Consider the following 19,884-nt stretch of genomic DNA (forward strand, 5'->3'; position numbering starts at 1 on the left):
GCGAGAGGGACGGCCGCCGTCGTTCGTCTACCACCCGGTTCCGCCCAACGCCCCTGAATGGCCAGGATTTCGGCATTCCGGGCCGCTTCTGGCCGGTAGGGGAGCGCAACGTCGAACAAGCGTGTAGCTTCCGGGGGATGGAGGGTCGGGGGGCCCGCGGTCCATGGGGAGCAGGCGTGCACGGCGACCGATGGAATCAGTGGATCAGTGGGGGAAGTGGGGGGTTGCTATGGGTGTGCGGCTCATGGTGGTCGACGATCATCGGCTGCTCGCCGAGGCCCTCGCCTCGGCCTTGAAGTTGCGCGGGCACCGGGTGCTCGCCGCCGCTGCGCCGGCCGCGGGCGCCGCGGAACTGGTCATCAGCAGGGCTCCGGAGGTCTGCCTCCTGGGCACGGCCACCCCGGCCGAGCCGGGCATGTTCGACCCGGTCGTGAAGATCAAGCGGGAGCGCCCGCAGGTGGCCGTCGTGGTGCTCGGCCCCGTGCCGAGCCCGCGCGGGATCGCCGCGGCCTTCGCCTCCGGCGCCTCCGGGTACGTGCGCCACGACGAGCGCATCGAAGGAGTGGAGCGCGCCATCATGAAGGCGCGCGCCGGGGAGGCCGCCGTCGCGCCCCAGTTGCTCCAGGGCGCCTTCAGTGAACTGCTCAACCCGGCCGCGCAGCCCGACGACGAGGGCCAGCGGCTGCTGCAGATGCTGACGCCCCGCGAGGTCGAGGTCCTGGTGCGGGTCGCGGACGGCGAGGACACCCGGCTGATCGCCGCCGGGATGGGGATAGCCCCGAGCACCGCGCGCACGCACGTGCAGCGGGTCCTGATGAAGCTGGGCGTCGGCTCGCGGCTGGAGGCCGCCGCGCTCGCCGCGCGCACGGGCCTGCTGGAGCGCGCCGAGCGGCCCGCTTCGGCCTACGCGAACAACGGCAGCCTGCCCCAAGGGACACAGACGGAACCGGGGCCCGAGCCACCGCGGTGACTCGGGCCCCGGGCCGGACGGGGAGGGCGAGAGGTCACTCGTCCTCGGGCGCCGGCGGCGCGGGCGCCACCATCGGGCGCAGCCACAGCCACACCAGGAAGAAGAGCCCGAGGGCGAGCATGGCGAGGCCCGTCCACAGGTTGATGTTGATGTCCTCGGCCTTCTTCAGGTCGGCGTCGGACGCGGTGATGCCGGCGATCGTCACGATGACGCCGTAGACGACGAACAGGCCGCCGATGATCCGCCTGATGTCGAAGAGGCGGGCCGCCGTCGCGGACTTGGCCTCCAGGTCGGAGACTTCCTTGTGCAGGTCAGACATGGTCTTCGGTCCTCCGATCGGGGCTAGAACGAGTACGGGACGTAGCAGATGGCGGCGAGGACGACGGCGCCCCAGCCGAGCAGGGCCGGCTTGCGGTACCAGGCGTCGTCACCCGCCTCGACACCGTCGTCCTCCAGGCCCGGCGAGACCGTCCCGTAGACCAGACCGGCCAGTTCGGCCTCCGGCTTGGGCGCGGTGAACAGGGTGACGGCCACCATCACGACGGCTCCGGCGGCGAATCCGACCATGGCCGAGACGAAGTTGGCGCCCTGGTCGGAGGGGATGTCGATGATGCCCTGCTTGTAGATCCAGAAGTAGTTGACCATCGCGGCGGTGGTGCCCGCGAGCAGACCCCAGACGCCGGACTTCATCGACGCGCGCTTCCAGAACATGCCGATGATGAACACGACGAACATCGGGACGTTGAAGAAGGAGAACAGCGTCTGCAGGTAGCTCATGATGTTCGAGAACGACGAGGCGATGAACGCCGTGCCGATCGAGGCGAGCACACCGATAGCGGTAATGAGCCGGCCGAACTTCAAGTAGTAGGCGTCCTCGCGGCCCTTGGTCACGTACTTGGCCCAGATGTCGTACGTGAACACGGTGTTGAAGGAGGACACGTTCGCCGCCATGCCCGCCATGAACGCGGCGAGCAGACCGGTGACCGCGATGCCGAGCACGCCGTTGGGCAGCAACTCCTGCATCAGGTACGGGATCGCGTCGTTGTACGTCAGGTCGGACCCGGCGGTGCCGATCTTCGGCACGAGGACGGCGGCGACCAGGCCGGGGATCATCACCGCGAAGACGATGAAGATCTTCGGGAAGGCGGCGATCAGCGGGGTGCGCTGGGCGGCGCTCAGGTTCTTCGCGGAGAGCGCGCGCTGCACCTCGGCGAAGTTGGTCGTCCAGTAGCCGAAGGAGAGCACGAAGCCGAGGCCCAGGATGATCGTCAGCCAGTTCGCGCCGAGCGGGTTGGCGTCACCGATGCCGGTGCCGCCCCAGGCGGTCATGAAGTTCTCGCCGTGCTGCTTCTCGATCGAGCCGGACAGGCCGTCCCAGCCGCCGACCTTCTTCAGGCCGATGACGCAGATCGGGATGAGCGCGGCGAGGATCACGAAGAACTGCAGCACCTCGTTGTAGATCGCCGAGGAGAGGCCGCCGATGGTGATGTACGCGAGCACGAACAGGCCGGCGACCACGATCGCCACCCACTGCGGCCAGCCGAGCAGTGCCTCGACGACGATCGACAGGGCGTAGAGGTTCACGCCCGCGATGAGTATCGCCGCGAAGGCGAAGAGCGCCGAGCTGAGCAGGTGCGCCGACTTGTCGAAGCGCTGCAGCAGGAACTCGGGGACGGAGCGCACCTTGCTGCGGTAGTAGAACGGCATCATGACCAGGCCGAGGAAGACCATGGCCGGGATGGCGCCGATCCAGTACCAGTGCACGACCGCGACGCCGTACTGCGCGCCGGTGGCGGCCATGCCGAGGATCTCGGTGGCGCCCAGGTTCGCGGCGACGAAGGCGAGACCGGTGACCCAGGCGGGCAGCGAACGGCCCGAGAGGAAGAAGTCGAGGCTGGTCTTCACCGAGCGCCGGGCGGCGAAGCCGATGCCGAGGACCACGGCGAAGTAGATCGCCAGGATCGCGTAGTCGAGGCCGTTGGTGGGCAGCCGAAGCCCCTCGGCCAGGGTTTGTGTGGGGGACTGCATGTGAACTCGCTTCGTTGCGCGAACGGATCTGACCGGAACTTACGCCCCTCGCTTCAATAACTGAAGACTTCTGTTGGTGTTCTTTGTTTGATTGTGATCGAGCCCCAGGTGGCCCGTGAGGACACGGCGGAGGCCCTGACGGCTCGTGACCATTGACTGGGCTGTTTGCTTGTGGTTTTTTATGTTCAGTTATGTTGTGTAGGTGCGTGAGGAGCCCCGGACGTGAAGAAGACCTCGACCCGTCTCGCCGACGGTCGTGAGCTCATCTACTACGACGTACGCGACGACGCCCTGCGCGAGGCCGTCGACCGGCGCCCGCTCGGCCCCGTCTCCACCACGTCCGAGATCCGCAGGGATCCCCTCCTCGGCGACTCGGTGGCCATCGCCTCGCACCGCCAGGGCCGCACCTACCACCCCCCGGCCGACGAGTGCCCCCTGTGCCCCTCCGACGGGCACCGGCTCAGCGAGATCCCCGACTCCGCGTACGACGTCGTGGTCTTCGAGAACCGCTTCCCCTCGCTCGCCGGCGACGCGGGCCGCTGCGAGGTCGTCTGCTTCACCTCCGACCACGCCGCGTCCTTCGCCGACCTCACTCCCGACCAGGCCGGACTCGTCCTGGAGGCCTGGACCGACCGCACCGCCGAGCTCTCCCACCTGCCCTCCGTGGAGCAGGTGTTCTGCTTCGAGAACCGCGGCGCCGAGATCGGCGTGACCCTCGGCCATCCGCACGGCCAGATCTACGCGTACCCCTTCGTCACCCCGCGCACGGAGCTGATGCTCCGCTCGCTGGCCGCCTTCAAGGAGAGCTCCGGCGGCGGCAACCTCTTCGACGACGTCGTCGCCAAGGAGAGCGCGGGGGAGCGGGTCGTGCTGGCGGGCGAGCACTGGGTGGCCTTCGTGCCCCATGCCGCGCACTGGCCCTACGAGGTGCACCTGTACCCCAAGCGCCGGGTGCCCGACCTGCTCGGGCTCGACGAGGCCGCGCGCGCGGAGTTCCCGGAGATCTACCTGGAACTCCTGAGGCGCTTCGACCGGATCTTCGGCCCCGGCCCGCGCGAGGGCGGCACCGAGCCGCCCACCCCGTACATCGCGGCCTGGCACCAGGCGCCGTTCACCGCGCTCGACGGACACGACGGCATCAACCGGGACGATTTCGCCCTGCACCTCGAACTTTTCACGATCCGCCGCACTTCGGGCAAGCTGAAGTTCCTCGCGGGTTCCGAATCCGGCATGAGTGTGTTCATCAACGACGTGCCGCCGGAGACCGCGGCCCAGCGACTGCGAGAGGTAGCGAGTTCATGAGCGGTAAGTACCTGGTCACCGGTGGCGCGGGCTACGTCGGAAGTGTGGTGGCCCAGCATCTGATCGAGGCCGGGCACGAGGTGACCGTCCTCGACAACCTCTCGACGGGCTTTCGCGAGGGCGTCCCCGCGGGCGCCACGTTCGTCGAGGGCGACATCCGCGATGCCGCCAAGTGGCTGGACTCCTCCTACGACGCCGTGTTGCACTTCGCCGCCTTCTCCCAGGTCGGCGAGTCCGTCGTGAAGCCCGAGAAGTACTGGGACAACAACGTCGGCGGCACCATGGCGCTGCTGGCCGCCATGCGCGACGCGGACGTGCGCAGGCTCGTGTTCTCCTCGACGGCCGCCACCTACGGCGAGCCCGTCAACACCCCCATCACGGAGACCGACCCGACCGCGCCCACCTCCCCCTACGGCGCCTCCAAGCTCGCCGTCGACCACATGATCACCGGCGAGGCCGCCGCACACGGCCTGGCCGCCGTCTCGCTGCGCTACTTCAACGTCGCCGGCGCCTACGGCAGCTGCGGCGAGCGCCACGACCCCGAGTCGCACCTCATCCCGCTCGTCCTCCAGGTCGCCCAGGGCCGCCGCGAGGCGATCAACGTCTTCGGCGACGACTACCCGACCCCGGACGGCACCTGCGTCCGCGACTACATCCACGTCGCCGACCTCGCCGAGGCCCACCTCCTCGCGGTCGGTGCAGCCACCCCCGGCGAACACCTCATCTGCAACCTCGGCAACGGCAACGGCTTCTCCGTGCGCGAGGTCATCGAGACCGTCCGCAAGGTCACCGGCCACCCGATCCCCGAGGTCGTGGCCCCGCGCCGCGGCGGCGACCCGGCGACCCTGGTCGCCTCGGCCGCCACCGCACGCGAGAAGCTCGGCTGGAACCCGTCCCGCGCGGACCTCGCGGGCATCGTCGCCGACGCCTGGGCGTTCGCCCGGCGCAACGGATAAGCACGTCATGGAGGGCAGGGGGATCATGGATCCGGTCACCGAGGTCGCCGCACAATTTCGCGCGTTGTACGGGTACGAGCCCGAGGGGGTCTTCTCGGCCCCCGGCAGGGTCAACCTCATCGGCGAGTACACGGACTTCAACGAAGGCTTCGTGATGCCCCTGGCCCTGCCGCAGACCGCGGTCGCCGCCGTCGCGCGCCGCACCGACGGCGTCCTGCGGCTGCACTCCGCGGACATCGACGCCCCGCTCGTCGAACTGCGCGTGGACGAGCTGACCCCGCTGTCCGACGGCGGCTGGGCCGCCTACCCCGCAGGCGTCGTCTGGGCGCTGCGGGAGGCGGGACACCCCGTCACCGGCGCCGACCTGCACCTCGCCTCCACCGTCCCCACCGGCGCGGGCCTGTCGTCATCGGCGGCCCTTGAGGTCGTCACCGCCTTCGCCCTCGACGCCCTGCACGGCCTCGGGCTCACCCGCCCCGAGCTGGCGGTCCTCGCCCAGCGCGCCGAGAACGCCTTCGTCGGCGTGCCCTGCGGCGTGATGGACCAGACCGCGTCCGCGTGCTGCACCGAGGGCCACGTCCTGCACCTGGACTGCCGCGACCTGTCGATACGCCAGGTCCCCTTCGACCTGGCCGCCCAGGGCCTGCGGCTCCTCGTCGTCGACACGCGCGTCAAGCACGCCCTCGGCGACGGTGCCTACGCCGAGCGGCGCGCCGGGTGCGAGGCGGGCGCGCGGGCGCTCGGCGTCTCCCACCTGCGCGACGTCCCGTACGCCGGACTGCCCGCCGCCCTGGAGAAGCTGACGGAGGACCGGGTCCGCGGCTACGTGCGGCACGTGGTCTGCGACGACCACCGCGTGGAGCAGGTCATCGACCTCCTGGACGCGGGTGACGTCCGCGCGATCGGCCCCGTCCTCACCGAGGGACACACCTCGCTCCGCGACGACCTGCGGATCTCCTGCCCGGAGCTGGACCTGGTGGTGAGCGCCGCCAACGCGGCGGGCGCGCTGGGCGCCCGGATGACCGGCGGCGGCTTCGGCGGCTCGGCGGTCGTCCTGGTGGAGACGGCGGACGCCGACACGGTGACGAAGTCGGTCCTGGAGGCCTTCGCGGCGGCGGGCTTCACCACGCCGCGGGTGTTCCCCGCGGTGGCGTCGGCGGGGGCACGCAGGGAGGCGTGACCTGCGCGGCCCGACCTTGAGGGGCCGGGCAAACCGCCCGGGGGACCGGCCGGGAAAAAGATTCTGGAAATGGTCTCGTCGGGCGGTCACATTCCCGCGGAGCGCTCCGTCATGGCAGTGAAAGCAGCCAGACAGCAGCCCGGGGCGCCATCGCGCACCGGTCACCGCCCGACGAGGAGCACCCGATGTCCACCACGCACACAGTCGTCACCCTGGTCGCCGCCGCGATGGTGGGATTCTCCGCCGTCTCCGTCTTCCTGCGCGCCCAGTGGGTCGTGCAGCCCATGGCCGACTACGGCGTCCCCATGACCTGGCTGCCCTGGCTCGGCACCGCCAAGGCCGCGGGCGTCGCGGGCCTGCTCGTCGGCCTGTTCGTACCGGCCGTCGGGTTCGCGGCGGGCATCGCCCTGGTGCTGTACTTCGCCGGGGCCGTCGTCACCGTGGTGCGGGCGCGTTGGTACGCGCACATCCCCTTCCCGCTCCTGTACGCGGCGCCGGTGGTCGGCGCGCTGGCCCTGGGCCTCGCCGCCTGAGGCAGCGGAGACCGGAGGCACCGGAGACCGGAGGCACCGGAGACCGGAGGCACCGGAGACCGGAAAGGGGCCGGGCCCCCTCACCCCAGCCGCTTGGTGAGCGTGAACTCCTTGACCCCCTCGGGGTAGTCGGGGATCACGCTCACCAGCTCGTACCCCTGGTTCCGGTAGAAGCCCGGGGCCTGGAAGTCCCACGTCTCCACACGGGAGTTGAGGCAGTCGCGCTCCTCCCGGGCCATCCGCTCCGCCTCGGCCAGCAGCCGGGAGCCGAGCCCCGCCCCGCGGTGGCGGTCGTCGACCCAGAGGTCGTTCACGTGCAGCCACCGTCCCCAGGTGTGCGCGGCGAGCCCCGCCGCGAGCCCGCCCGCCTCGTCCAACGCCCACAGGGCCAGCGGGACTTCCTGGTCCTCGCGGGTGCCCCGCAGGGCGCGCAGCGCCGGGGAGGCCGCCGTGTTTGTCTCGCCCAGCCGCGAGCGCAGCAGACCAAGTCGTTCTTTGTCGACTCCCGTCTCAATACGAAACATACGGCTCACCATAAGCGCGCCGGCCAATCAGTTCTGCAAATCAGCTTCCGCTCCCGGCGTCCGGCCCTACTCTGAAGAGCAGTGCCGGTGGGGGCCGGTACTGATCAGGGGGCGAGACAGTCGGGTACGACGCCCGGCGCAGGGGTGGGGCAGTTCAGGGCACGGCGGCGGCCGTGGGGCTGCGTCGACCCCCGCTCCGGGCGCCGTACCCGTACCGGCCGTTCTCCGATGATGGGGTATCCCCTGCTCCTTGGCAGGAGCAAGGGGAAGGGGGTTTCTGTGGTTCGCATTCGAGTTCTGGTCGTCGACGACCACCGCATCTTCGCCGAGTCGCTGGCCGCCGCGCTCGCGGCCGAGCCCGACGTCGACGTGTCCGCGGCCGGCAGCGGTCCCGCCGCGCTGCGCTGCCTGGAGCGGGCGGTCACCGAAGGACGCAGATACGACGTGCTGCTCGTCGACGCCGACCTCGGCGCGACCGCGAGCGCCTTGCAGGGCGCCCGCCCCCAGTCTCTCGGCTTCGCTCGAGCAGGGGGGACCCCCATCGCCGCCTCCGTCCAGGAGGGCAACGCCGAGGGGCTCGTCGACGGCATCTCCCTGGTGGCGGGTGTCCGTTCGGGCCAGCCCGCCGTGCGCACCGTCGTGCTCGCGGAGAAGGACGACCCGCGCCGCGCGGCGCTCGCGCTGCAGGCCGGCGCCTCGGGCTGGGTCGCCAAGGACTGTTCGCTCTCCCGGCTCCTGACGGTCATACGGGGCGTCCTGCGGGACGAGACGCACCTGCCGCCCGCCCTGCTCACCGGCGTGCTGCGCGAACTGACCGCCGCCCGCAAGCACCGCACCGAGTCCGAGCGCCTGGTGGAGTCCCTGACCCCGCGCGAGCGCGAGGTGCTGCGCTGCATGGTGGCGGGCCTGGGCCGCAAGGCGGTCGCCGAGCGGCTCTTCCTCTCCCCGCACACCGTGCGCACCCACATGCAGAACGTGCTGGGCAAGCTGGGCGTGCACTCCACCCTCGCCGCGGTGGCGCTGGCCCGGCGCGCGGGCGTGGGGCCCGCCGACCTAGCCGGGGATGTTGTCGAACGGGGCGGTCAACTGGCGTAGCAGTCCGGCCAGTTCGCCCCGCTGGGCACGGGAGAGCTCCGCGAGGATCGCCCGCTCCTGTTCGAGGAGGCCGGCCAGGGCCTGGTCCGCGCGGTCCTGGCCCTCGGCGGTGAGTCGCACGAGGACGCCGCGCCGGTCGCTGGGGTCGGGCAGGCGCTCGACGAGCCCCTTCTTCGCCAGACGGTCGATGCGGTTGGTCATCGTGCCGGACGTCACGAGCGTCTGGGTCAGGAGCTGGCCGGGGGAGAGCTGGTAGGGCGCGCCCGCGCGCCGCAGCGACGTCAGGACGTCGAACTCCCAGGGCTCCAGATTGTGCTCGGAGAACGCGAGTCTGCGGGCCCGGTCCAGGTGCCGCGCGAGCCTGCTCACGCGGCTGAGCACCTCGAGCGGTTCCACGTCGAGGTCCGGGCGCTCCCGGCGCCACGCCGCAACCAGCCGATCGACCTCGTCCTCCATGACGATCAGTGTAGGGGGTCTGTCGACATGAAGTCTCTTGACGTCAAGATACTTCGGGGGTGAAGATGACGGGGAAGCGCGTACGGGACGTCAGCGCGATCTCGGCGCGACGTCGCCCGGCGTTCACCGCGCCGCCCCCGAGGAGGCCCTCCATGACCGCAGCCGCAGCTGCCACCTGGGATCCGAGCCAGTACCTGCGCCACTCCGGCCACCGCTCCCGCCCCTTCGTCGACCTGCTCGCGCGCGTCCCCGACCTGCCCGCCACCGGCAGGCCGCCCCGCGTCGCCGACCTCGGCTGCGGCCCCGGAAACGTCACCCGGCTCCTCGCCGAACGCTGGCCCACCGCCCACATCACCGGCTTCGACAACTCCCCGGACATGCTGGCCAGGGCCGAGCGGCTGGCCGGGCCCACGGAGGGCGGCGGCCGCCTCGACTTCGCCCCCGCCGACGCCGCGGACTGGGCGCCCGCCCCCGGCACGTACGACCTGATCCTCTCCAACGCGACCCTCCAGTGGGTGCCGGGCCACCCCGACTCCTTCCCCGCCTGGGTCGCGGCCCTCGTGCCCGGCGGCACCTTCGCCTTCCAGGTGCCCGGCAACTTCGACGCCCCCAGCCACGTCCTGATGTGGGAACTCGCCGCGGGCGAGCGCTGGCGCGCACGCCTCGGCGACGTCCTGCGGCACGCCGACGCGGTGCTTTCGCCCGGCGCCTACCTGGAGCGGCTCGCGGACCTCGGCTGCGCGGCCGACGTCTGGGAGACCACGTACCTGCACCTCCTGAAGGGCCCCGACCCGGTCCTCGACTGGGTCAAAGGCACGGGCCTGCGCCCCGTCCTGACCGCGCTCGCCGACGACCCGGAGGCGAGCGGGGCGTTTCTCGCCGAGTACGGGGAGCTCCTGCGGGCGGCCTATCCGGCCACGTCCCACGGCACGGTCTTCCCTTTCCGCCGGCTCTTCGCGGTCGCCCGGGCGGGCGGCGCCTGATGCTCACCGCCCTCGACCACGTCCAGCTGGCCGCCCCACCGGGCAGCGAAGCCGCCCTGCGCGCGTACTACGTCGACGTGCTCGGCATGACCGAGACGCCCAAGCCGCCGGTGCTCGCCGCGCGCGGCGGCTGCTGGTTCGAGGCGGGCGCGGTCCGCCTGCACCTGGGCGTCGAAGCGGACTTCCGGCCCGCGAGGAAGGCCCACCCCGGACTGCGCGTCCGCGACATCGAGGCCTACGCGGACCGGCTGACCGTGTACGGCGCCGAGGTCACCTGGGACGGGAACCTGCCGGGGCACCGGCGTTTCTACTCCCGGGACCCGGTCGGCAACCGACTGGAGTTCCTGGAGCCGTGCCCCGGCGACTGACGCCGTACCGTCAGTTCTTTCGGTGCCCTATCAGGCGCGGCTTCGGCTCCAGGCCGTCCAGGCCGTGCCAGGCCAGGTTCACCAGGTGGGCCGCCACCTCCGCCTTCTTCGGCTTGCGGACGTCCAGCCACCACTGGCCGGTCAGCGCGACCATGCCGACCAGCGCCTGCGCGTACAGCGGCGCCAGCTTCTGGTCGAAGCCCCGCGTCTTGAACTCCTGGCCCAGGATGTCCTCGACCTGCGTCGCGATGTCGGAGATCAGCGACGCGAACGTGCCCGTGGACTGCGCCACCGGCGAATCGCGGACCAGGATGCGGAAACCGTCCGTGTACGTATCGATGTAGTCGAGCAGGGCGAACGCCGCCTGTTCGAGGAGTTCGCGCGGATGGCCCGCCGTCAGCGCCCCCGTCACCATGTCCAGGAGCGCCCGCATCTCGCGGTCCACGACCACCGCGTACAGCCCCTCCTTGCCGCCGAAGTGCTCGTACACCACCGGCTTGGAGACCCCGGCCTTCGCCGCGATCTCCTCCACCGACGTGCCCTCGAACCCCTTGGCGGCGAAGAGCGTGCGGCCGATGTCCAGCAACTGCTCCCGGCGCTCGGCACCCGTCATCCGGGTCCGGCGGGCGCGCCGGGGCTGCTTCTCTTTGCTGGAGGAACTGGAATTGCTGGAGTCGGTCGCCACGTCGTCAATCATGCCGCGTCGGCAGAGTGTGCCTCGCGCCGGGACTCGGCCGCCTCCGCGGGCTTGCGGCGCGCATCGATGCGCGACTGCGAGGGCCACCGCACGTCGTACGCCAGGCCCAGCTGCTCGCACCAGCGGATGATCCGCGCGGAGGAGTCGATCTGGCCCTTCATCACACCGTGCCGCGCCGACGTCGGGTCGGCGTGGTGCAGGTTGTGCCAGGACTCGCCGCACGAGAGGACCGCGAGCCACCACACGTTGCCCGAGCGGTCACGGGACTTGAAGGGGCGCTTGCCCACCGCGTGGCAGATCGAGTTGATCGACCACGTGACGTGGTGCAGCAGCGCGACCCGGACCAGCGAGCCCCAGAAGAACGCGGTGAACGCGCCCCACCACGACATCGTCACCAGGCCGCCCACCAGCGGCGGGATGCCCAGCGAGACGATCGTCCAGAACAGGAACTGCCGCGAGATCCGGCGGATCGCCGGGTCCTTGATCAGATCGGGCGCGTACTTCTCCTGGGACGTCTGCTCCTCGTCGAACATCCAGCCGATGTGCGCCCACCACAGCCCCTTCATCAGGGCCGGCACCGTCTCGCCGAACCGCCAGGGGGAGTGCGGGTCGCCCTCCGCGTCGGAGAACTTGTGGTGCTTGCGGTGGTCGGCCACCCAGCGCACCAGGGGGCCCTCCACCGCCATCGACCCCGCCACCGCGAGCGCGATCCGCAGCGGCCGCTTCGCCTTGAAGGAGCCGTGCGTGAAATAGCGGTGGAAACCGATGGTGATGCCGTGGCACCCCAGGAAGTACATGAAGACGAGCAGGCCGAGGTCCAGCCAGCTCACCCCCCAGCCCCAGGCCAGCGGCACCGCCGCGAGCACGGCCAGGAAGGGTACGACGATGAAAGCGAGGAGCGAGAGCTGTTCGAGCGAGCGTTTCTGCTCGCCGCCCAGCGTCGCGGGCGGCGGGGCGGCGGCATCGCCGGCCGCCCGTGGAGCGTCTTCGATCACATCGGTGTCGGAGTACGCATCGGAGGTAGTCGTCATGGGCACGTCCCCTGTGGGGTCGAAGGTTGAGGTGGGAGCAGTGCACGGGCACGGTTCCTGCAGCGGCTGCGACACCACGTTTCCTACGGTTCCGTAACCTACGGCAACGTAAGTATGGCAGTGCGAAGCCCCGCGGCAAGAGGCCGCGAGCTTCGTGCCCCAAGTGACACCTATCCTTGGACACGGTCGGACAGCGCGGTCCGCTCTGTATCTCCCCCGGATCCCCACCGGGGACCCCTCCCAGTCTTGAAGCGCTTCAACACTGCAAGGAGCCGCACCTGTGAGCAGTGCCGACGACCAGGGCCAGCAGGCCACCAGCAACGCCAGCACCGAGCTGCGCGCCGACATCCGCCGCCTCGGGGACCTGCTCGGCGAGACCCTCGTACGCCAGGAGGGCCCCGAGCTCCTCGAACTGGTCGAGAAGGTCCGCCGGCTGACGCGCGAGGACGGCGAGGCCGCCGCCAAGCTCCTCGGCGGCACCGAACTGGAGACCGCCGCCAAGCTGGTCCGCGCCTTCTCCACGTACTTCCACCTCGCGAACGTCACCGAACAGGTGCACCGCGGCCGCGAGCTGCGCACCCGGCGCGCCGCCGAGGGCGGACTGCTCTCCCGCACCGCCGACCGCCTCAAGGACGCCGACCCCGAGCACCTGCGCCAGACCGTGCAGAACCTCAACGTGCGCCCCGTCTTCACCGCGCACCCCACCGAGGCCGCCCGCCGCTCCGTGCTCAACAAGCTCCGCCGCGTCGCCGAGCTCCTGGAGACCCCGGTCATCGAGTCCGACCGGCGCCGCCACGACGTCCGCCTGGCCGAGAACATCGACCTGGTGTGGCAGACCGACGAGCTCCGCGTCGTGCGCCCCGAGCCCGCCGACGAGGCCCGCAACGCCATCTACTACCTCGACGAGCTGCACGCGGGCGCCGTCGGCGACGTCCTGGAGGACCTCACCGCCGAGCTGGAGCGCGTCGGAGTCGAGCTGCCCGAGGGCACCCGCCCCCTCAGCTTCGGCACCTGGATCGGCGGCGACCGCGACGGCAACCCCAACGTGACCCCGCAGGTCACCTGGGACGTCCTCATCCTCCAGCACGAGCACGGCATCAACGACGCGCTCGACATGATCGACGAGCTGCGCGGCTTCCTCTCCAACTCCATCCGCTACACCGGAGCCACCGAGGAGCTCAAGGCCTCCCTCCAGTGCGACCTGGAGCGGCTGCCCGAGATCAGCCCCCGCTACAAGCGCCTCAACGCCGAGGAGCCCTACCGGCTCAAGGCCACCTGCATCCGGCAGAAGCTGGAGAACACCAAGCAGCGCCTCGCCAAGGGCAGCGCCCACGAGGACGGCCGCGACTACCTCGGCACCGCCGAGCTCCTGCACGACCTCACGCTCATCCAGACCTCGCTGCGCGAGCACAAGGGCGCCCTCTTCGCCGACGGCCGGATGAACCGCACCATCCGCACGCTCGCCGCGTTCGGCCTCCAGCTGGCGACCATGGACGTACGCGAACACGCGGACGCCCACCACCACGCGCTCGGCCAGCTCTTCGACCGCCTCGGCGAGGAGTCCTGGCGCTACGCCGACATGCCGCGCGAGTACCGGCAGAAGCTGCTCGCCAAGGAGCTCCGTTCGCGGCGCCCGCTCGGCCCTTCCCCGGCACCGGTCGACGCCGCGGGCGAGAAGACCCTCGGCGTCTTCCTCACCGTCAAGAAGGCCCTGGAGGTCTTCGGACCCGAGGTCATCGAGTCGTACATCATCTCCATGTGCCAGGGCGCCGACGACGTGTTCGCCGCCGCCGTCCTCGCCCGCGAGGCGGGCCTGATCGACCTGCACGCCGGCTGGGCGAAGATCGGCATCGTGCCGCTCCTGGAGACCACCGACGAGCTGCGCGCCGCCGACGTCATCCTCGACGAGATGCTCGCCGACCCGTCGTACCGCCGCCTCGTCGCGCTGCGCGGCGACGTCCAGGAAGTCATGCTCGGCTACTCGGACTCCTCCAAGTTCGGCGGCATCACCACCAGCCAGTGGGAGATCCACCGCGCCCAGCGCAGGCTCCGTGACGTCGCCCACCGCTACGGCGTGCGTCTGCGCCTCTTCCACGGCCGCGGCGGCACCGTCGGCCGAGGCGGCGGCCCCTCGCACGACGCGATCCTCGCCCAGCCCTGGGGCACCCTGGAGGGCGAGATCAAGGTGACCGAGCAGGGCGAGGTCATCTCCGACAAGTACCTGGTGCCCTCGCTGGCCAGGGAGAACCTGGAGCTGACGGTCGCGGCCACGCTGCAGGCCTCCGCCCTGCACACCGCCCCCCGCCAGTCCGACGAGGCCCTCGCCCGCTGGGACGCCGCCATGGACGTCGTCTCGGACGCCGCGCACTCCGCCTACCGCAAGCTGGTCGAGGACCCGGACCTGCCGACGTACTTCCTCGCCTCGACGCCGGTCGACCAGCTCGCCGACCTGCACCTCGGCTCCCGGCCGTCGCGCCGCCCCGGCTCGGGCGTCTCGCTCGACGGCCTGCGCGCCATCCCGTGGGTCTTCGGCTGGACCCAGTCCCGCCAGATCGTGCCCGGCTGGTTCGGCGTCGGCTCCGGCCTGAAGGCGCTGCGCGAGGCCGGTCTGGACACCGTGCTCGACGAGATGCACGAGCACTGGCACTTCTTCCGCAACTTCGTCTCCAACGTCGAGATGACGCTCGCGAAGACGGACCTGCGCATCGCCAGGCACTACGTCGACACCCTCGTGCCCGACGAGCTCAAGCACGTCTTCGACGCCATCGAGGAAGAGCACGAGCTGACCGTCCGCGAAGTCCTGCGCATCACCGGCGGGGACGAGCTCCTCGGCTCCCACCCGGCGCTCCAGCAGACCTTCGCCATCCGCGACGCCTACCTGGACCCGATCTCCTACCTCCAGGTCGCCCTCCTCAAGCGCCAGCGCGACGCGGCAGCCGCCGGCGCCGAGCCGGACCCCCTGCTCGGCCGCGCCCTCCTGCTCACCGTCAACGGCGTGGCGGCGGGCCTGCGCAACACCGGCTGACGCCGCACCCGCACGGCGAAGGGCCCCGCACCCCGACGAGGAGGTGCGGGGCCCTTCGCCGTCAGAACGCCCGGAGCGTTCGGCACACTCAGAACGCCAGCGTCACGAACGAAGCCGTCAGCAGGGAAGCGCCCGCGAGGGCCAGGGTCCAGGCCGTGCGCGACAGGCGCAGGCCGCCCGCCACCACCACCGACGCGAGCAGCAGCGCCCCGCCCAGCGGCACCCAGGCGTGCAGGAAACCGGGGCCGCCCGTGCGCACGGCCTCCCGCGTGCCCGGCTTCAGGGCCACCGGGATCCGCGCGCCCCTCTCCTCCGCGATGGAACGCTCGATCACGGCCTGCCGGGGCGTGCCCGTGCGCCGCACCGAGGAGACGTACCGGCCGACGCACTCGTCCGGGCCGCACCGCGCCACCGTCAGCACCCCCCGCTCACGGCCGTCCGTGAACATCACGTGCCGCGCCGTGCCCCAGGACGCCCAGACACCGGCGGCCAGCAGCAGCACGGCGAGAGCGCCCATCGCCGCTCGGCGCCCCAGGCGCAGCAGGTTCATGGCCGGGATCCTTGGCCACGTGACTCCGCTCAGTCAACAGTGGGCACAGCGGACCCCGGCCGGATCCCGGGACGAATCCCGGCAGAACCGGCGCAGAACCGGCGGAGGACCGGCGGTGGGCCGGCGGGGACATCAGGAGTTGTACGTGCTCTGCGCCCGCTCTAGACCCTCCGTGACCAGCGCCTCCACCGCGTCGGCCGCCCGGTCCACGAAGTAGTCGAGCTCCTTGCGCTCGGCCGAGGAGAAGTCCTTCAGGACGAAGTCCGCGACCTGCATCCGGCCCGGCGGACGCCCGATCCCGAACCGCACCCGGTGGTAGTCGGGGCCCATCGCCTTCGTCATCGACTTCAGACCGTTGTGACCGTTGTCGCCGCCGCCCAGCTTCAGCCGCAGCGTGCCGTAGTCGATGTCCAGCTCGTCGTGGACCGCCACGATGTGCTCGGTGGGCACCTTGTAGAAGTCACGCAGCGCCGTCACCGGACCGCCCGACACGTTCATGTACGACATCGGCTTCACCAGGATCACCCGACGGCTCGCGGGCCCCGGCGCACCGATCCGCCCCTCGAGGACCTGCGCCTGCGCCTTCGCGGCCCGCTTGAACTTGCCGCCCATGCGGTGCGCGAGCAGGTCGGCCACCATGAAGCCCACGTTGTGCCGGTTCATGGCGTAGTCCGGCCCCGGATTCCCGAGCCCCGCGATCAGCCAGGGCGCGCTGGCATCGGTCGTCACGTGCATGTCTCCTTCATACGCGCATCACTGCCTCATACATACGCGGCAGCCGCCGCCCCCCGAGGGAGCGGCGGCTGCCGTGTCGAACGTGCGTCGCGAGGCTCAGGCCTCGGCTGCCGCGTCGCCCTCGGCCTCACCCTCGGCCGGGGCCTCCTCGGCCTGCGCGGCCAGGACCTGCAGGACGACGGCGTCCTCGTCGATCGCCAGCGTCGAGCCGGAGGGCAGCGGGATGTCCTTGGCGAGGACGGACGCACCGGCGTCCAGGCCCGCGATGGAGACCGTGACCTCGGTCGGGATGTGCGTGGCCTCGGCCTCGACCGGAAGCGTGTTCAGGACGTGCTCGAGCAGGTTGGCGCCCGGCGCCAGCTCGCCCTCGGTCTGGACCGGGATCTCGACCGTGACCTTCTCGCCGCTGCGCACGAGGAGCAGGTCGACATGCTTCAGGATGCCGATGCGGAGGGCGTCGCGCTGGACGGCCTTCGGGATGGCCAGCTGGGTCTTGCCATCGACGTCCAGGGAGATCAGGACGTTCGGCGTGCGCAGCGCCATCAGCAGGTCGTGGCCCGGCAGCGCCAGGTGGACCGGCTCGGCGCCGTGACCGTAGAGAACGCCGGGAACCTTGTCCTCGCGACGGATGCGGCGGGCGGCGCCCTTGCCGAACTCGGTGCGGGTCTCAGCCTTGAGCTTGACCTCAGCCATGTGCACTCCTCGTACTACAGGTGTCGGATGGGGTTACCCGGCCATACGACTGGCCTGCTACGAAGAGCGCGTCGATAACGGACAGCCGCACAAAAAGTGCGGCCTCCCTCGCCGAGCAACTTCAGAAGTCTACTCGGCCGGGAGGCCACACCCAAAAGGATCTTCAACGGGCCCGTTTCCGGGGCCCGGTGATTCCTACTGCTCCTCGAAGAGACTCGTCACCGAGCCGTCCTCGAACACCTCGCGCACCGCGTTGGCGATGGTCGGCGCGATGGACAGGACCGTGATCTTGTCCAGCTCCAGCTCGCCCGGCGTCGGCAGCGTGTCCGTGAACACGAACTCGCTGACCTTCGAGTTCTTCAGACGGTCCGCGGCGGGACCGGAGAGCACGCCGTGCGTGGCCGTCACGATGACGTCCTCCGCGCCGTGCGCGAACAGCGCGTCGGCGGCGGCGCAGATCGTGCCACCCGTGTCGATCATGTCGTCGACCAGGACGCAGACGCGGCCCTTCACCTCGCCGACGACCTCGTGCACGGTCACCTGGTTGGCGACGTCCTTGTCGCGGCGCTTGTGGACGATCGCCAGCGGGGCGCCGAGACGGTCGCACCAGCGGTCGGCCACGCGCACCCGGCCGGCGTCGGGGGAGACCACCGTCAGCTTGGAGCGGTCGACCTTCGCGCCCACGTAGTCCGCGAGGATCGGCAGCGCGAACAGGTGGTCCACCGGGCCGTCGAAGAAGCCCTGGATCTGGTCCGTGTGCAGGTCGACCGTCAGGATCCGGTCCGCACCCGCGGTCTTCATCAGGTCCGCGATCAGACGCGCCGAGATCGGTTCACGCCCCCGGTGCTTCTTGTCCTGGCGCGCGTAACCGTAGAACGGCACGATCACCGTGATGGAGCGGGCCGACGCGCGCTTCAGCGCGTCGATCATGATCAACTGCTCCATGATCCACTTGTTGATCGGAGCGGTGTGGCTCTGGATCAGAAAGCAGTCGGCGCCACGCGCCGACTCCTGGTAGCGGACGTAGATCTCACCGTTGGCGAAATCGAAGGCCTTCGTCGGCACGATGCCGACACCCAGCTTGTGTGCGACCTCCTCGGCCAACTCGGGGTGGGCGCGGCCGGAGAAGAGCATCAACTTCTTCTCGCCGGTCGTCTTGATCCCGGTCACAGCACTGTCTCCTCAGAGAGTTCTTCCCGCTGCCGTACTCACGCGTCCCGGTGCGTCGAGTCGGCCGAATGTGCACCTATCACGGTACGCCGTGTCAGGCGCACCTGTTTCCGGTCAGCTTTCGCCGCCCGGCTCCCGGGACGCCGCCTCCGCCGCCTTCGCGGCCGCGCTCCCCGGACGCTTTCGGGCCACCCAGCCCTCGATATTCCTTTGCTGGCCCCGCGCGACGGCCAGCGAACCGGCCGGCACATCCTTCGTGATCACGGACCCGGCAGCGGTGTACGCGCCGTCCCCGACCGTGACAGGAGCCACAAACATGTTGTCCGAACCCGTCCGGCAATGGGACCCCACCGTCGTGTGGTGCTTCGCCTGACCGTCGTAGTTCACGAAGACACTCGCCGCGCCGATGTTGGAGTAATCGCCGATCGTCGCGTCCCCCACGTACGACAGGTGCGGCACCTTGGAACCCTCACCCACCGTCGCGTTCTTCATCTCCACATACGTACCCGCCTTGGCCCTCACCCCAAGCCGGGTACCCGGCCGCAGATACGCGAACGGGCCGACACTCGCCTGCTCCCCGATCTCCGCACGGTCCGCGACCGTGTTGTCGACCCGGGCGCCCGCACCGACCCCGGTGTCCTTCAGCCGGCAGTTCGGACCGACCTCCGCACCCCTGCCGAGCCGCGTCGCGCCCTGCAGCTGCGTGCCCGGGTGCACGACCGCGTCCCGCTCGAAGGTGACCGTCGCGTCCACCCACGTCGACGCCGGGTCCACGACCGTCACGCCCGCCAGCATGGCCTCCGTCAGCAGCCGGTCGTTCAACGTCCGCCGGGCCTCGGCCAGTTGCACGCGGTTGTTGATCCCCGCGATCTCCTCGTGGTCGCCCGCCACGGCCGCGCCGACCCGGTGCCCGGCCTCCCGCAGGATCCCGAGAACGTCGGTGAGGTACTCCTCGCCCTGGCTGTTGTCGGTACGCACCTTGCCGAGCGCCTCCGCCAGGAGCCGTCCGTCGAAGGCGAAGACCCCCGAGTTGATCTCACGGATCACGCGCTGCGCCTCGGTGGCGTCCTTGTGCTCCACGATCGCCGTCACGGAGCCGTCCCCGCCGTCGCGCACGATGCGGCCGTAGCCCGTCGCGTCCGGCACCTCGGCGGTCAGCACGGTCACCGCGTTGCCGTCGCCGTCGTGGGTGGCGGCCAGCTGCCGCAGCGTCTCGCCGGTCAGCAGCGGGGTGTCGCCGCAAACCACGATCACGGTGCCGTCGACCGGGCCGCCGAGCTCCTCCAGGCCGATGCGGACCGCGTGCCCCGTGCCGTTCTGCTCGGCCTGGTAGGCGGTGCGGACCTGCGGGGCGATGACGCCCAGGTGCTCGCGGACCTGCTCGCTGTGGAAGCCGACGACGGTCACGAGCTGCTCGGGCGAGAGCGCGGAGGCGGCGTGGAGCACGTGCCCGATGAGGGAACGGCCACAGATCTCGTGCAGGACCTTGGGGAGGTCCGACTTCATACGGGTGCCCTCACCCGCTGCGAGGACGACGACGGCTGCCGGGCGGTTGGCGCTCACGGGGGTGCCCTTCGGCTTCGGATGG

General features: G+C 70.8%; 20 protein-coding genes. 9 read left to right on the forward strand and 11 right to left on the reverse strand.

The window, feature by feature from the left end:
* The first annotated feature begins 229 nt into the window (after positions 1–229).
* Positions 230–970 carry a helix-turn-helix transcriptional regulator gene (locus ACZ592_RS19800; protein WP_471582858.1) on the forward strand — a complete coding sequence of 247 codons (741 nt, stop codon included), beginning with the start codon at positions 230–232 and terminating at the stop codon, positions 968–970.
* 34 nt (positions 971–1,004) lie between these two features.
* Here ACZ592_RS19800 and ACZ592_RS19805 read toward each other — a convergent pair whose 3' ends face one another.
* Both ACZ592_RS19805 and ACZ592_RS19810 read right to left on the reverse strand, forming a co-directional pair.
* Positions 1,005–1,289: a hypothetical protein gene (locus tag ACZ592_RS19805; protein WP_471582859.1), complete on the reverse strand. Its 285-nt coding sequence runs from the start codon at positions 1,287–1,289 to the stop codon at positions 1,005–1,007.
* Positions 1,290–1,312: 23 nt separating this feature from the next.
* Positions 1,313–2,998, reverse strand: a complete 1,686-nt coding sequence (locus ACZ592_RS19810) for a sodium:solute symporter family protein (RefSeq protein WP_471582860.1) — start codon at positions 2,996–2,998, stop codon at positions 1,313–1,315.
* 222 nt (positions 2,999–3,220) lie between these two features.
* On the opposite strand from ACZ592_RS19810, the gene galT reads away from it, so the two are divergent.
* From galT to ACZ592_RS19830, 4 genes are all read left to right on the forward strand, one after another.
* Positions 3,221–4,300 carry a galactose-1-phosphate uridylyltransferase gene (galT, locus tag ACZ592_RS19815; RefSeq protein ID WP_471582861.1) on the forward strand — a complete coding sequence of 360 codons (1,080 nt, stop codon included), beginning with the start codon at positions 3,221–3,223 and terminating at the stop codon, positions 4,298–4,300.
* The gene (gene galE, locus ACZ592_RS19820) at positions 4,297–5,256 is read left to right on the forward strand and encodes a UDP-glucose 4-epimerase GalE (RefSeq protein WP_471582862.1); all 960 of its coding nucleotides are present in this window, start codon (positions 4,297–4,299) and stop codon (positions 5,254–5,256) included. Before galT ends, galE begins: the two co-directional genes overlap by 4 nt.
* Positions 5,257–5,281: 25 nt before the next feature.
* Positions 5,282–6,436 (forward strand): galactokinase, encoded by a 1,155-nt coding sequence (galK, locus tag ACZ592_RS19825; protein ID WP_471582863.1) that lies wholly within the window; start codon positions 5,282–5,284, stop codon positions 6,434–6,436.
* 185 nt (positions 6,437–6,621) lie between these two features.
* Entirely contained in the window at positions 6,622–6,969 is a 348-nt protein-coding gene (locus ACZ592_RS19830; protein WP_471582864.1) for a DoxX family protein, read from the forward strand.
* Between the two features lie 80 nt (positions 6,970–7,049).
* On the opposite strand, the gene ACZ592_RS19835 is transcribed toward ACZ592_RS19830, so the two are convergent.
* Positions 7,050–7,505 (reverse strand): GNAT family N-acetyltransferase, encoded by a 456-nt coding sequence (locus ACZ592_RS19835; RefSeq protein ID WP_471582865.1) that lies wholly within the window; start codon positions 7,503–7,505, stop codon positions 7,050–7,052.
* Positions 7,506–7,772: 267 nt separating this feature from the next.
* Here ACZ592_RS19835 and ACZ592_RS19840 point away from each other — a divergent pair, with 267 nt between their 5' ends.
* Positions 7,773–8,588: a LuxR C-terminal-related transcriptional regulator gene (locus ACZ592_RS19840; RefSeq protein WP_471582866.1), complete on the forward strand. Its 816-nt coding sequence runs from the start codon at positions 7,773–7,775 to the stop codon at positions 8,586–8,588.
* Here ACZ592_RS19840 and tamR read toward each other — a convergent pair.
* Positions 8,547–9,044, reverse strand: a complete 498-nt coding sequence (tamR, locus tag ACZ592_RS19845) for a MarR family transcriptional regulator TamR (protein WP_362339478.1) — start codon at positions 9,042–9,044, stop codon at positions 8,547–8,549. The two genes, ACZ592_RS19840 and tamR, sit on opposite strands and share 42 nt — an antisense overlap.
* 152 nt (positions 9,045–9,196) lie before the next feature.
* On the opposite strand from tamR, the gene ACZ592_RS19850 reads away from it, so the two are divergent.
* Together ACZ592_RS19850 and ACZ592_RS19855 are read left to right on the forward strand one after the other, a co-directional pair.
* The gene (locus tag ACZ592_RS19850) at positions 9,197–10,027 is read left to right on the forward strand and encodes a trans-aconitate 2-methyltransferase (RefSeq protein ID WP_471582867.1); all 831 of its coding nucleotides are present in this window, start codon (positions 9,197–9,199) and stop codon (positions 10,025–10,027) included.
* Entirely contained in the window at positions 10,027–10,395 is a 369-nt protein-coding gene (locus ACZ592_RS19855; RefSeq protein ID WP_471582868.1) for a VOC family protein, read from the forward strand. Before ACZ592_RS19850 ends, ACZ592_RS19855 begins: the two co-directional genes overlap by 1 nt.
* A gap of 10 nt (positions 10,396–10,405) precedes the next feature.
* On the opposite strand, the gene ACZ592_RS19860 is transcribed toward ACZ592_RS19855, so the two are convergent.
* Together ACZ592_RS19860 and ACZ592_RS19865 are read right to left on the reverse strand one after the other, a co-directional pair.
* The gene (locus ACZ592_RS19860) at positions 10,406–11,092 is read right to left on the reverse strand and encodes a TetR/AcrR family transcriptional regulator (RefSeq protein WP_471582869.1); all 687 of its coding nucleotides are present in this window, start codon (positions 11,090–11,092) and stop codon (positions 10,406–10,408) included.
* Positions 11,089–12,123 carry an acyl-CoA desaturase gene (locus tag ACZ592_RS19865; RefSeq protein WP_471582870.1) on the reverse strand — a complete coding sequence of 345 codons (1,035 nt, stop codon included), beginning with the start codon at positions 12,121–12,123 and terminating at the stop codon, positions 11,089–11,091. The genes ACZ592_RS19860 and ACZ592_RS19865 overlap by 4 nt, the downstream gene beginning before the upstream one ends.
* 280 nt (positions 12,124–12,403) lie before the next feature.
* Between ACZ592_RS19865 and ppc the strand changes: the two genes are divergently transcribed.
* Entirely contained in the window at positions 12,404–15,148 is a 2,745-nt protein-coding gene (ppc, locus tag ACZ592_RS19870; protein WP_471582871.1) for a phosphoenolpyruvate carboxylase, read from the forward strand.
* Positions 15,149–15,236: 88 nt separating this feature from the next.
* On the opposite strand, the gene ACZ592_RS19875 is transcribed toward ppc, so the two are convergent.
* The 5 genes from ACZ592_RS19875 to glmU all read right to left on the reverse strand — a co-directional run bounded on the left by ACZ592_RS19875 (position 15,237) and on the right by glmU (position 19,859).
* Positions 15,237–15,698, reverse strand: coding sequence for a hypothetical protein (locus tag ACZ592_RS19875; RefSeq protein ID WP_471582872.1), 462 nt, complete (start codon positions 15,696–15,698; stop codon positions 15,237–15,239).
* Positions 15,699–15,830: 132 nt separating this feature from the next.
* A complete protein-coding gene (gene pth, locus ACZ592_RS19880) occupies positions 15,831–16,433 on the reverse strand; it encodes an aminoacyl-tRNA hydrolase (protein WP_471582873.1) in 603 nt (200 codons plus the stop codon).
* Between the two features lie 96 nt (positions 16,434–16,529).
* On the reverse strand, positions 16,530–17,126 hold the full coding sequence (locus ACZ592_RS19885) for a 50S ribosomal protein L25/general stress protein Ctc (protein WP_471582874.1): 597 nt from the start codon (positions 17,124–17,126) through the stop codon (positions 16,530–16,532).
* Positions 17,127–17,321: 195 nt separating this feature from the next.
* Positions 17,322–18,296 (reverse strand): ribose-phosphate diphosphokinase, encoded by a 975-nt coding sequence (locus tag ACZ592_RS19890; protein ID WP_125513234.1) that lies wholly within the window; start codon positions 18,294–18,296, stop codon positions 17,322–17,324.
* Between the two features lie 114 nt (positions 18,297–18,410).
* Complete coding sequence (glmU, locus tag ACZ592_RS19895) at positions 18,411–19,859, reverse strand: bifunctional UDP-N-acetylglucosamine diphosphorylase/glucosamine-1-phosphate N-acetyltransferase GlmU (protein ID WP_471582875.1); 1,449 nt, start codon at positions 19,857–19,859, stop codon at positions 18,411–18,413.
* Between the last annotated feature and the right edge of the window lie 25 nt (positions 19,860–19,884).

The organism is Streptomyces sp. NPDC040622, from assembly GCF_055593965.1.

Excerpts from the sequence above, each read along its gene's own strand:
- ACZ592_RS19835 (WP_471582865.1), bottom strand. The coding sequence starts at position 7,505 with ATGGTGAGCCGTATGTTTCGTATTGAGACGGGAGTCGACAAAGAACGA.
- ACZ592_RS19850 (WP_471582867.1), top strand. The coding sequence starts at position 9,197 with ATGACCGCAGCCGCAGCTGCCACCTGGGATCCGAGCCAGTACCTGCGC.
- ACZ592_RS19830 (WP_471582864.1), top strand. The coding sequence starts at position 6,622 with ATGTCCACCACGCACACAGTCGTCACCCTGGTCGCCGCCGCGATGGTG.
- ACZ592_RS19865 (WP_471582870.1), bottom strand. The coding sequence starts at position 12,123 with ATGACGACTACCTCCGATGCGTACTCCGACACCGATGTGATCGAAGAC.
- ACZ592_RS19885 (WP_471582874.1), bottom strand. The coding sequence starts at position 17,126 with ATGGCTGAGGTCAAGCTCAAGGCTGAGACCCGCACCGAGTTCGGCAAG.
- galE (WP_471582862.1), top strand. The coding sequence starts at position 4,297 with ATGAGCGGTAAGTACCTGGTCACCGGTGGCGCGGGCTACGTCGGAAGT.
- ACZ592_RS19805 (WP_471582859.1), bottom strand. The coding sequence starts at position 1,289 with ATGTCTGACCTGCACAAGGAAGTCTCCGACCTGGAGGCCAAGTCCGCG.
- ACZ592_RS19855 (WP_471582868.1), top strand. The coding sequence starts at position 10,027 with ATGCTCACCGCCCTCGACCACGTCCAGCTGGCCGCCCCACCGGGCAGC.
- tamR (WP_362339478.1), bottom strand. The coding sequence starts at position 9,044 with ATGGAGGACGAGGTCGATCGGCTGGTTGCGGCGTGGCGCCGGGAGCGC.
- ACZ592_RS19800 (WP_471582858.1), top strand. The coding sequence starts at position 230 with ATGGGTGTGCGGCTCATGGTGGTCGACGATCATCGGCTGCTCGCCGAG.
- galK (WP_471582863.1), top strand. The coding sequence starts at position 5,282 with ATGGATCCGGTCACCGAGGTCGCCGCACAATTTCGCGCGTTGTACGGG.
- pth (WP_471582873.1), bottom strand. The coding sequence starts at position 16,433 with ATGCACGTGACGACCGATGCCAGCGCGCCCTGGCTGATCGCGGGGCTC.
- ACZ592_RS19810 (WP_471582860.1), bottom strand. The coding sequence starts at position 2,998 with ATGCAGTCCCCCACACAAACCCTGGCCGAGGGGCTTCGGCTGCCCACC.
- ACZ592_RS19860 (WP_471582869.1), bottom strand. The coding sequence starts at position 11,092 with ATGATTGACGACGTGGCGACCGACTCCAGCAATTCCAGTTCCTCCAGC.
- ACZ592_RS19875 (WP_471582872.1), bottom strand. The coding sequence starts at position 15,698 with ATGAACCTGCTGCGCCTGGGGCGCCGAGCGGCGATGGGCGCTCTCGCC.